This window comes from Halobacillus sp. GSS1, assembly GCF_017307035.1.
In the GTDB taxonomy this organism is placed as follows: domain Bacteria; phylum Bacillota; class Bacilli; order Bacillales; family Halobacillaceae; genus Halobacillus; species Halobacillus litoralis.
In genome coordinates this window covers 15,788-27,500 of record NZ_JAFLHE010000025.1, presented here as the reverse complement: position 1 = coordinate 27,500, position 11,713 = coordinate 15,788, and the positions used below count along the sequence as shown (strand labels likewise).

The 11,713-nt window shown below is 41.6% G+C and carries 9 protein-coding genes, 5 tRNA genes and 1 riboswitch (1 of these 15 only partly in view); of the genes, 13 read left to right on the top strand and 1 reads right to left on the bottom strand.

Translation table 11 applies throughout. From position 1 onward, the window contains the following. The 7 genes from J0K78_RS19825 to J0K78_RS19795 all read left to right on the top strand — a co-directional run. A tRNA-Gln gene (locus tag J0K78_RS19825) sits at positions 1-9 on the top strand (it extends 66 nt beyond the left edge of the window). Between the two features lie 8 nt (positions 10-17). Next, a tRNA-Gly gene (locus J0K78_RS19820) sits at positions 18-92 on the top strand. 60 nt (positions 93-152) lie between these two features. Further along, positions 153-226, top strand: a tRNA-Cys gene (locus J0K78_RS19815). Between the two features lie 9 nt (positions 227-235). Continuing rightward, positions 236-317 (top strand) — tRNA-Leu (locus J0K78_RS19810). Between the two features lie 258 nt (positions 318-575). Next, on the top strand, positions 576-1,448 hold the full coding sequence (locus J0K78_RS19805) for a hypothetical protein (protein WP_206948614.1): 873 nt from the start codon (positions 576-578) through the stop codon (positions 1,446-1,448). A gap of 38 nt (positions 1,449-1,486) precedes the next feature. Beyond that, the gene (locus J0K78_RS19800) at positions 1,487-2,527 is read left to right on the top strand and encodes a hypothetical protein (protein WP_206948613.1); all 1,041 of its coding nucleotides are present in this window, start codon (positions 1,487-1,489) and stop codon (positions 2,525-2,527) included. A 133-nt stretch (positions 2,528-2,660) separates the two neighbouring features. Further along, positions 2,661-3,089 carry a DUF559 domain-containing protein gene (locus tag J0K78_RS19795; protein WP_206948612.1) on the top strand — a complete coding sequence of 143 codons (429 nt, stop codon included), beginning with the start codon at positions 2,661-2,663 and terminating at the stop codon, positions 3,087-3,089. A 44-nt stretch (positions 3,090-3,133) separates the two neighbouring features. Here J0K78_RS19795 and ade read toward each other — a convergent pair whose 3' ends face one another. After that, positions 3,134-4,867 carry an adenine deaminase gene (ade, locus tag J0K78_RS19790; protein WP_370551191.1) on the bottom strand — a complete coding sequence of 578 codons (1,734 nt, stop codon included), beginning with the start codon at positions 4,865-4,867 and terminating at the stop codon, positions 3,134-3,136. A gap of 53 nt (positions 4,868-4,920) precedes the next feature. Further along, a riboswitch (purine riboswitch) is annotated at positions 4,921-5,022 on the bottom strand. Positions 5,023-5,152: 130 nt separating this feature from the next. Between ade and J0K78_RS19785 the strand changes: the two genes are divergently transcribed. From J0K78_RS19785 to queG, 6 genes are all read left to right on the top strand, one after another. Beyond that, a complete protein-coding gene (locus tag J0K78_RS19785) occupies positions 5,153-6,325 on the top strand; it encodes a TraB/GumN family protein (RefSeq protein ID WP_206948610.1) in 1,173 nt (390 codons plus the stop codon). Positions 6,326-6,469: 144 nt separating this feature from the next. Then, on the top strand, positions 6,470-6,991 hold the full coding sequence (locus J0K78_RS19780) for a hypothetical protein (protein ID WP_206948609.1): 522 nt from the start codon (positions 6,470-6,472) through the stop codon (positions 6,989-6,991). A gap of 331 nt (positions 6,992-7,322) precedes the next feature. After that, positions 7,323-7,775 carry a hypothetical protein gene (locus J0K78_RS19775; protein WP_160915399.1) on the top strand — a complete coding sequence of 151 codons (453 nt, stop codon included), beginning with the start codon at positions 7,323-7,325 and terminating at the stop codon, positions 7,773-7,775. An 812-nt stretch (positions 7,776-8,587) separates the two neighbouring features. Beyond that, positions 8,588-8,661, top strand: a tRNA-Gly gene (locus tag J0K78_RS19770). Between the two features lie 131 nt (positions 8,662-8,792). After that, on the top strand, positions 8,793-10,502 hold the full coding sequence (locus J0K78_RS19765; RefSeq protein ID WP_206948608.1) for an ABC-ATPase domain-containing protein: 1,710 nt from the start codon (positions 8,793-8,795) through the stop codon (positions 10,500-10,502). A 17-nt stretch (positions 10,503-10,519) separates the two neighbouring features. Beyond that, positions 10,520-11,653, top strand: coding sequence for a tRNA epoxyqueuosine(34) reductase QueG (queG, locus tag J0K78_RS19760; protein WP_206948607.1), 1,134 nt, complete (start codon positions 10,520-10,522; stop codon positions 11,651-11,653). Positions 11,654-11,713 lie beyond the last annotated feature (60 nt).

The window sequence follows — 11,713 nt, the reverse complement described above, 5'->3', positions numbered from 1 at the left end:
GGCCAGCCACTATAATTGCGGGAGTAGTTCAGTGGTAGAACACCACCTTGCCAAGGTGGGGGTCGCGGGTTCGAATCCCGTCTCCCGCTCCAAAAAAAAATCACATATTCTTTCTTACTTGAATATGATACAATCGTAATTGAACGTGATATGGCGGCATAGCCAAGCGGTAAGGCAGAGGACTGCAACTCCTTTATCACCGGTTCGATTCCGGTTGCCGCCTCCATAGTCACATGCCGGTGTGGCGGAATTGGCAGACGCGCACGACTCAAAATCGTGTTCCTCACGGAGTGCCGGTTCGACCCCGGCCACCGGTACTAACTAAACAACATAAACGTTGTAACATCAAAGCTTCGCACTAATTAGTGCGAAGCTTTTTTGTATTCTCATTACACTACAGAATATCTACTAAAAAGTGTGTCATGGGCACCGTATGTAATAACAAAACAGAGACTTTATGTATGAAGTCTTTTTTCCCTAAGAAAAATAGAGAAGAAACGGTCACAAAAATTGTCGAATGACCTAACTACTATAGCGGTGATTTTGAAAACGGTTTAAAAAGGAGGTGAATAGGATTGTTAGCACGTATCATTATATCTCTTGTAGCTTGTCTATCTTTTCTTGTTGGACTTCCTGGGCAGGTAAGCGCAAATCAGGGTAATAATGATGGTAAACAACCATCTATACCTGTTGAAGTTCCTAAAAAAGAGAATTTGAATAAGAGGAAGATAAAAGAACCATCCCCCCCTGATCAAAAGCCTCAAAATAATTCAAGCGAAGGTGTAGGGGAAAAGGGTGGGAAGGAGGAATCTCCTCAAACGACTCGTGCATCTGATCGTTCTAAGGAAGTAAAGTCGAAAGATTATAGAGAAACTAAAACCAATAAAAATGCGGATCGCAAGAATAGTAAAAAGAAGAAAAAAGATTCAAAAGGTAAATCATTTCGCCCACCAATTTCTTCTCAAAAACATAAGAAGCCAGAAAAGAGTGTACATACGAAAAAAACGATAAAGGCGAAGAAAAAGAAACATCAAGAGGAAGACAAGAAAGTTGTGGTGAATTCATCACATTCAGGTAAGGTGAAAGATAAGAGTACCTCTCTAAAAGAATATGAAAAAGCTTTACATAACAGGAAAGATGAAAGAAGTCGTTCAGTAAGAAATATTTTACTGAATGTACCACCTCCAGCAGAAGATCCTACTGGAAGAAAGCCGTTACAAGAGGAAGGGGTCCTCCAACCCAGTTCTATATCGTTGCAAGGGAAAACAGGAAAAGATCGGTCACAGGGGGACTCTATTTTTCAATGGTTATTGGGAGATTTATATTTACATGTGTATGAATCGGCAGAGAATCATACGGAGATCGTCTTAAGGCATCACCGTTTGCGTACCCAGTGGATGAACGCGCCCCCAGGAGAACCGCCTAAGAGAACTTCTTTATTTTTATAATACTTACTACTAACTAAAAATAAAGGAGCGAATCAATTATGAACTTTATCAATAAATCTATGATCGTAAAATCTATGATTACAGCAGGTGTACTTTCCGTGGGAATATTTGCAGGAGGTACAGTTACTGAAGCCGCAAAAGATGAAAAAGGAAAACCAGAGCATGTGGTGGAAATGCAGGAAGCGAAGAAAGAAAATGAGCAAGCCGATGTAAAAGAAAAACCTGCAAAGAAGGCACATTCTAAAGCAAGTGAAAAGGCTAGTGAAAAAGCTCGCGAAAATGCTGCTTCAAAATCTGCAGTCCACGCTTCTGAAGAAGAAAGTGAAGATCTTTCTGATTCTACAGATGGTGTAGAAGAGAAAGAAGAAGCCGTGCCAATGGAGACTGAGAAAACTGAAGAAGCTCCAACACCTTTAAAAGAAGAAGTGGAAGAGGAGACTGATCAAGAGAGATCACAAGCTATGGCCAGTGAGCGAGCAAGTGAAACAGCGAAGGAACACGCAGCACCTCATTCTGCTGTCCATGGTCCTAAAGAAAAGCAGCAAAATGACTCTGATGAAGAAGAAATGGAAGAAAACACTGAGGAAAAAAATACAAGTGAAGAATCTGAATCTAATGATACTTCTGTAATGCAAGAAGATGCTATTAAAGATGAAGAGGAAACCACTTCAGAAGAGACAGAAGTTCCTATGGAAGAAAAAGAAGAGCATACAGATCAAAAGGATCAGGACGAACCAAAAACTGATGAAATGAAGTTTGAAGCACTTGCTCGATTAAAAGCAAGTGAACAAGCGAAAATGCATGCGGCTGAAAACTCTGCTGTTCAAGTAGTCGTTTCAGAAGAAGACGTAGATTCAGAAGAAGACGTAGATTCAGAAGAAGACGTAGATTCAGAAGAAGATGTAGATTCAGAAGAAGACGTAGATTCAGAAGAAGATGTAGATTCAGAAGAAGATGTAGATTCAGAAGAAGAAGCAGATTCAGAAGAAGAAGCAGATTCAGAAGAAGATGCGGATCCAGAGGAAGATATAGATTCAGAAGATACTGTTCAAATCGATATCCGAAAAGTGTTCGAATAATAAAAGTGTTAAGAAGCTGAAGGAGTGCCTTCAGCTTCTTTTTTTGTTTTTCTTTCATTTGATCTCCTAAAACTGGGAGATTCAATGAATAAGAATAGGGGTCAGTTGGATAGAATGGTAGTGGGTGATGAATATGAATATAAACATGTTTATCGAGTATCTGGCTTTTATGACCTTATTGGTCCTTGCCATTTTACTGACACTAAGAGTCAGAAACGAGGAGCAGCCAGAAGCAGTGGATACAGAGGGTTTCAGCTCAAATTTAGTCCGTAAATTGTACGAAGGGTTTCTTGCTTATGGCTTACAACCTACTTTGCGTTATCAAGTGGAAAAGTACACGGTTGATGTCGCTTTTCCAGAATTGAAAATTGCTGTAGAGGCTGTAGAGCATGACTTTCTCATCTCTTCTGATGTGTGGGAAGATGAGTGGGAAAAAGAGTCTTACCTTAAAAATCATGGATGGACTGTCATGAGGTTCAGTGGAGCTAGGATCGATGAGGACCTTTCTCGGATTGTTGAAAAGGTGAGCCGAGAGATGACGGGTAAGTCTAACTCCAGTTAAGGAAAAATAAGAAGTCAGGCAATTGCCTGACTTCTTATTTTTTGTTAAATAGATACAGAAATGTGTTTCGCTTCTTTTGTGCTATAAAGGCCCTTATCGGTAAGCTTCAAGCTTGGAATGACAGGTAGGGTAAGAAACGACAGGGTAAGAAAAGGATTGAAATCATTTGTGAAACCAAGAGTAGACAGATCTTTGTGAATGTCTAATAATTGATGAGCTACCTTCTCATATCCTTGATCTGACATCAGTCCAGCTATTGGAAGGGGCAGGGAAGAGAGTAGTTTTCCTTCATGAAATAAGGTCATCCCTCCACCGATGCCCCCTAAGTGTTGGATCGCTTTTTCGAGATCTTCATCGTTTGTGCCTAAGGCTACGATATTGTGGGAATCATGGGCAATGGTTGTTGCAATAGCTCCTCTTTGAAGCCCCATTCCTTTTACAATCCCAAGTCCGATGTTCCCCGTATGGTGGTGTCTTTCTACGACGACCAACTTCATATGGTCTTTGCTCACAGAAGGTTGAAAGAAGCCTGATTCTATCTCCACCTCTTCTATAAGGTGATCGGTTTTAATTTGGTTTTTGTTTATCTTGATGATGTTTCCCTTTTTTGATTCGGTTATAGGGATACGCAGCTGTTCTTTTGAAAGGCTTGGAATATGAACACTGTTTGTGATTTTAGGAGAACTTGAAAAGGAAGATCGTAGTTCCTCCACTAATTTTCCTTGGTAAGCCACTTCCTTTCCTTCCTTAAAAACCTGTGTCACATTCAGTGCATGTAAGTCATCAAAAAATAGGAAGTCGGCCATGTATCCCGGTGCGATCGCTCCTTTATGGTGGAGCCCATAACATTCGGCTGCATTTATTGTGGCCATTTGGATAGCGGTGATTGGATTAAAGCCCAGGGCAGAAGCTAAACGGATGTGATGATCAATGCTTCCTTCATTTAAAAGGTCATCGATATGTTTATCATCTGTACAGAAAAGGCAACGTCTAGCGTTTTTTTCGTTCACTACAGGCAGAAGGGCTTTCAGGTCTTTGGCCGCGGATCCCTCACGGATACTCACATACATACCTCGTTGAAGGCGTGCGAGGGCTTCTTCTGCAGTATTGCATTCATGATCGGTTTGAACACCTGAACTTGAATAGACATTTACAGCATCCTCATCCAGCCCTGCAAGGTGTCCGTCGACATAGCCGCCGGCTTGGTTTGTTTGTACAATCTTTTCCAATAACCCTGGGTCAGCGTTTTGCAGTGATGAATAATCCATCACTTCTCCAAGACCCAGAACTTGTGAATCAGCATGAAAAGGATGGAGGTCCGAGGCCTGTAATTCTGCCCCTGACGTTTCAAATGGCGTGGCTGGAACACTGGAAGGAAGCATAAAGTGAAAGTCCATGGGAAGGTTTTTAGCGTCATCGAGCATAAACTGGAGGCCATCTGTTCCAAGGACGTTTCCTATTTCATGAGGATCGGTAATCACCGTGGTCACACCGTGAGGAATGACGACTTCAGCGAACTCCGAAGGCGGGACCATGGATGATTCAATGTGTACATGAGAATCAATGAAAGAAGGGGCCATGTACTGACCTTGAGCGTCCATCACTTTCTTTCCTTCATAATCTCCTAACCCTGCAATGAACCCATCGACGATTGCAACATCTTTATGAATGATATCCCCATTGAATACGTCGACGATCTGTGCATTTTTAATCACTAGGTCAGCTGGACGTTCTTTATTTGCTACTTTTATTCTTTCCGTTAGTGTTTGAATTTTCATCATTTTGTTCCTCCTCTTTCTTAAAGCCTTTGCGTGTGCAGAAATCAAGAGAAGGATAAGAATATCCTTCTCGTAGTCAAACCATTTACGGTGGTTCGGTAGAGACATTTGGACCTTATTTCCAAATTTATACGCAAGGTTTTTATTATAATTATAGGAGATTCTATCCTTCCTCATGATGCTTGTCAATGGCATGTTTTTAGGTGAAAGGATTCTCATTTGAGCTCATCTAGTTTAATATGAGAAGGGAGAGAAAATAAACGGTAAGCAAAAAGGAAGGTTCAGATGTCTGCATTGGAAGAAAACATTACGCGAATTCATATAGATGATAAGGAATATGTACTTGTTGGCACGGCTCACGTTTCGAAAGCAAGTGCTGAACAAGTTAAAGCTGTTATCGAAGAAGAGCAGCCGGATTCGGTTTGTGTTGAACTTGATGAGCAAAGGTTTCAGTCCATCCAAGATGGTGATCGTTGGAAGAACACAGATATTTTTGAAGTGATTAAAAATAAAAAAGCCACCTTGTTGCTCGTTAATTTAGCGATTTCCTCATTTCAGAGACGTATGGCAAAACAGTTTGGTATCCAAGCAGGCCAGGAAATGATCCAGGGGATCGAATCAGCTGAAGAAGTCGGGGCAGAGCTTGTGTTAGCTGACCGGAATATTCAGATCACTTTTTCAAGAATATGGGGCAACATCGGTTTCGGTGGGAAGATGAAGCTGTTATTATCCATCTTTTATGGCATCTTCAGTAACGATAAAATCTCTGAAGAAGAGTTGGAAAAGATGAAATCCCAGGATATGCTTGATGGGATGCTGCAGGATTTGACGGATAACTTTCCAAAGTTGAAGAAACCTTTAATTGATGAACGAGATCAGTACCTGGCCCAGAAAATTAAAGATGCACCAGGAGAGAAAGTAGTCGCTATTCTAGGAGCCGCCCATGTACCTGGAATCAAGGAAGAAATCTACAAAGAACACGATTTGAAAAAGCTCAAACAGCGTCCACCAAAATCGAAAGTACCGAAAATCATTGGGTGGAGTATTCCCGTGTTGATTGTGTCCATCATTCTCTACACCTTCTTTTCGAACCCGGCTGCAGGTACACAACAAACCATCAGCTGGGTGCTTTGGAACGGGTCTTTTTCTGCCATAGGAGCAGCTGCAGCTCTGGCACATCCTTTAGCTATAGTGTCAGCATTTGTCATGGCGCCGATTACATCATTGAATCCATTGATTGCTGCAGGCTGGTTTGCTGGAATTGTGCAAGCTTATTTCCGACGTCCAAATGTAGCAGACTTTGAAACGTTGTCTGATGATGTAACAAGTGTGAAAGGTTTCTGGAACAATAAAGTGACTCGTATTCTTCTCGTTGTTGTTCTAGCCAATATCGGAAGCTCATTAGGTACATTCATAGGCGGAGCGGATGTCATTCGATTATTTTTAGAAAACTTATAGATTGTTAAAAGTGATAAAAAGGAGAAGCTTACATAAAGCTTCTCCTTTTTATTTACTGTTATTTAATGGAATGTTACAATTGCATTACAACAAAGTATCGGAAAATATAAAATTATAAAAAATCATAGGAGAAAGGGATGGAAAATGAGTAAGTTCGTAAAAGGAACTTCCATTCTTGGTGTACTAGCACTAGGATTTGGAGTGTGGCAGATAACGGAAGTCGATCAGCAAGAGAATGTAAATGTCCAAGCTCTCCCCAGTGATGATCAATCCTACGAAACGGTGATTATTGACAAAGCAGATCCTGAAGAATTGGATGGGGGAGTGGAAGAAGAATTTGTTGATAACAGAACACTACAGTCCATTCGGGAAAGTATGGACGAGAATGAGGATATGAAAGTGTTAATCGATGGTCTTGGACGGGGAGTAGAGGCAGACTTGGGAGAACACCGCGTAGATACAGAAGAAGATTGGAAGGAATTAGAGCAAGACACAAAAGAAAAGCAAGTAATGATCAAAAAGCTGATGGATATGACGAGTCATGAGGATTTAAAGCAAATGGCTTCCGTAGCGCTCAAGAAACTGGAGCAAACCATTCAAAGCCGTCAGTTTACCTATTACAAAGAAGCGGTCGAGTCGTTTAAAGTTCTTTCTGATCGTCTCTAAATGTGATGGAAAACCCAGCCTTGCCAAATTATACATACAATTGAGGAGTGGGTGCTCTCTCCTTGTATTCCTTTTCATTTGCCGATTACAATGCTTAAACTGATATAGTTTTTGTATTCCCTGTAATGGATGTTTCTTTTCTACTTCCATTATGGGGCTTTTCTATCTATACCTATGAAAAAGGGAGAGGTTTGTCGAATGAATCAGCCCTTCGGAACCCCGGCCCCTGTTTCATGTGGTAAAATTTGTTTATTTTTCTCGTTTCGCGTTTTCACAAGTTAAGTAAGGGGGATGAGAAGAATGAACAAATTCTTAAGGAGGTTACAAATACATGTCCATCCAACTAAAAGAAAGATTGGGTACGGAAGAGTTAAGTCATTTGAAAACCGCGGCAATTCTTGAATTTACGGAGGAGTTATTCGAATCAGATCAATACCGTTTGTTAGAGGTCATCGACTCTGATCAACAACAGCTGTTTATTGTGAATCGTAACGACCGGACGTTAACGGTGCTCAGCCTTTCCCAGGACATGGCCTTGAAAAAAGAAACGTTGTTTACAGATCGCATTATTTCTATGAAAGAATACTTTGAAGACTATAGTTTGTCAGAAAACACCCCTCCTCGTAAGATTGAGGTTACCTTTATGGAGGGTCGCACCTTATTGATTGAGCCTGAGAGCTCCAAAGAACAAAACAAAGATTACAAGAGGGATGATGTCAGAAGGCAAGTCGAGGAAGATTTTGAGCATTTAATCGCTGCTTTGAAAAGTACGGTTATCTTATAAAAGGTAAATAGATTAAAAATATTTGAGAAACCGAGGTGCTGCACTTCGGTTTCTTTTTATGTTGATAAAAGAATAAGGGAGGATGTCATTAGTAGTTTTTTCTTATTTTTTGTATGGTGATGTCTTCATCGTATAAAAATGAGTTTACAAGGGATTATAAGGGAAAGCACCATCTCACTACCTCTAAAAAACTAATCCACTCACTTAAGATGCTCTATTGTTTACAGCAACATGTTTAGCAGAACTACAGCTAAAATGCTTGTTGGGGGTGAATCTTATGGATTCTACTACTTTAGTTGATCTCTTCAAACTGTTCATCGACTCTATCCATTTTATTGCTTTTCTAGTGTTCTCCATGATCTACGTGTATCAGTCTAAGAAAAGTTGATTGGGGTTTTGTAGCTTAAGAAGACTGGTAGAGGCATGATTCTCTCTACGTTTATGGAAGTGGAGGAGGTGGGGAAGCGCGTCAATTTCTGCCGCCCCGCTTCACTTTATCAAACATTTTAAAATGGCTTCAGTGTTAAGGCGCATGACTATAACTCGTGTTGAGAAGTTTAAGGGGAGGGTTTTTTTGGTACACTACCTAAAAGCATCATCTATACGAGTCTAATAAAGTAAAGAAGAAGTTAAATTTCGACAAAAAAGCGTAAATTTCATGTTGCGTCGCTAGATTACGAATGTTATGATTACACATGTAAACGATAAGAGTTGTCCGAACAACTCATGACCCCTACGCCACTTTGAATAACGGAGTAGAGGAAGGGGCATGAACGAACCTCGGCAAAATATGAATTATGATTTTTAATTACGCGGGTGTAGTTTAATGGTAAAACCTCAGCCTTCCAAGCTGATGACGAGGGTTCGATTCCCTTCACCCGCTCCAATGCTATTATTTTATACTTATGTGAACCAACGCAGTGTTTCGTTAAATGGGTAACGAAGCATTGCGTTTTTTATTGATGAAATTTGGATAAACCCTATAATAGACCTACTTGTTCAAGGGAGGAATCCATGATGAAAAAATTACAGCAACATTTGAAACAAATCGATGGTAAAAGTTATAAAGCCTATAAACAAATTCAAGGGACGTATTCATTCGACAGATATGATTTGATGATCGATTATGTCCAGGGAGATCCTTTTGCCGCTCCTTCTAAAATCCGCATCCGTATTCCTCATTCTGAGCGGAGGATATTTCCGGAGTGGAAGAAAAATTCCCGCAGGAAGTATTATGCCGAAGATCAGATTACGAGAGTGATTGCAAAAACCATTTATAAAACTCAAACCAGTGTGAAAGGTTCCGGGAAAAGTGGAATGATTGCGATCGATCAACCGGGACAGGAAATTTTGGAAAGAACGTCCGTTTCTTTGAACGCAGAGGATGTGACGGTCTGTCTTACGGTTGGACTGCCGGCGAATGGCAGGCGAATCAATGGGAAACAAGCGGAAAAGCTTTTCCTTTCTATTCTCCCGGAGATCATGAACCAATCTGTTTTTGCTATGAAAGATAAAGAAATTGAAGCGGTTTGCCAACTTGCCGACCAGCATCAAACAATCCTTGATGAAATGAAGAAGAATGAGTGGATTTCATTTGTTGCTGACGGGGCGATACTTCCACGGGAGAGTGGCATTAGTCAAAAGCCGATGCGGGGGGCTGTCCCTTTTGAAAGCCCTGAATCAAATCGGGTGACAATCGACCTTCCTCACAAGGAAGAACCTTTAACTGGAATGGCCTTGAAGCGTGGAATTGTGTTAATCGTCGGTGGCGGTTATCATGGTAAAAGTACCCTGTTGAACGCTATGGAGCGCGGCGTGTATCCTCATATTGCAGGGGATGGACGTGAGTATGTGCTGACAGATCCTTCTTCCGTAAAAGTGAGAGCGGAAGATGGACGTCAAGTATCCACCGTGGACATATCTCCATTCATTAAAAACCTTCCCCATGGTACAGATACGACAAAGTTTTCAACGGAAAATGCCAGTGGAAGTACATCACAAGCCGCCAATGTCATCGAATCCCTGGAGGCAGGTGCATCCAGCTTGCTGATTGATGAAGATACGAGTGCAACAAACTTTATGATTAGAGATGAGCGCATGCAGGAACTCGTAGTGAAAGAGAAAGAACCGATCACCCCGTTCATCGATAAGATCAAACAGATGCGCGATGAATTGGAAGTTTCTACGGTTCTAGTTATGGGGGGATCGGGCGACTACTTCCAAGTGGCTGATGATGTCATTATGATGGATCAGTATATTCCTCACAATGTCACGGAAAAAGCGAAGGAAATCGCCAGTAAATATCCGAATGGACGTATGGAATCGTCTGATGCTTCCTTTGGTGCTGTACCGAAACGTTCCTTTTTACCTCAAAGCCTGCAAACGCGTAAAGGAAAAAAAGAAAAGGTCCAGGCCAAAGGTATGCATAAGATTTTGATGGGGCGTGAAGACATCGAGTTAGATCATGTGGAACAGCTTGTAGATGCATCACAGACAAGGATGATCGCTGATTTACTCCTTCATTTAGATAAAAAAGGTGTACTGAAGCGTGGGAATTCGCTCCATGAACTGCTTGATTCTATTGAGCTTCAATTGGATCAAAAAGGTCTGGCTTCATTTGCCCCGTTTAAAGACCAGCATCCAGGTGAGCTGGCTAGACCAAGACGTTTCGAAATTGCTGCTACGCTGAACCGGATCCGGACAGCGAAAGTGAAAGACTTAAGATAGAAAGGAGGTGCGTCAGGGTGAATTTTCATCAATTCAAAGAGGAAGTCATTGCCTACAGTAAAGAAATCGGAATTGACAAAATTGGATTTGCTTCTGCTGATGTTTTCGGCGAGTTGAAAGCGCGCCTGAAAAGACAGCAGGAACTTGGCTATCAGTCCGGCTTTGAAAAAGGATCTGTACAAGAGCGTACAGAACCTGGCCGGCTGCTTCCCGGAGCTCAATCCATTATTTCCATCGCCCTGGCCTATCCTTCAAAAATGCACGATGCTCCCAAAAGTAAAAAAGGAGACCGGCGAGGGATTTTCTGCCGGGCTTCCTGGGGGCAGGATTATCATGATGTTGTGCGTGACCGCCTCAATCTTCTGGGGGCTTTTTTACAGGAAAAATTTCCGGATGTGGAACTGAAATCAATGGTGGATACGGGAGAGCTATCTGACCGCGCTGTAGCCGAGCGCGCAGGTATCGGTTTCAGTGGGAAAAATTGTGCCGTTATCACTCCTGAATTTGGTTCATATGTATATCTAGGAGAGCTGGTTACGAACATTCCATTTGCTCCGGATGAACCGGTCGATGATAGTTGCGGAGACTGTAACATCTGTGTCGATGCATGCCCAACCGATGCCCTCGTTCAGGGCGGTCAGTTGAATGCCAATCGGTGCATCGCATTCTTAACACAGACGAAGGATTTTTTGCCGGATGAATTCCGGACGAAAATCGGGAACCGTCTTTATGGCTGTGATACTTGTCAGACCGTTTGTCCAAAAAACCGTAAAAAGGATTTTCATAATCATGAAGAATTCGAACCAGATCCGGAAATCGTCAAGCCGAAATTAACCCCATTGCTATCGATTTCAAACCGGCAATTCAAAGAAAAATTCGGTTTTATTTCAGGTTCATGGCGTGGGAAAAAACCGATCCAGCGAAACGCCATTCTTGCTCTAGCGCATTATCGTGATGAGACTGCTATAGATGAATTGATTCGGTTGATGAAGGAAGATCCTCGTCCTGTCATTCGTGGCACGGCAGCCTGGGGGCTTGGAAAGATTGGCAAAACCGAGTGTTTTGCAGCTATCGAAGAAGCAATGGCTAAAGAAGAGGATGAACAAGTGCTTTTTGAAATGGAAAAGGGCGCTCAATTTAAAAAACTGTAACCAAATGTACCTTTCCAACATATGAAAGCTCTTGTATAATAGAAAAAACAGTTAAAGAAG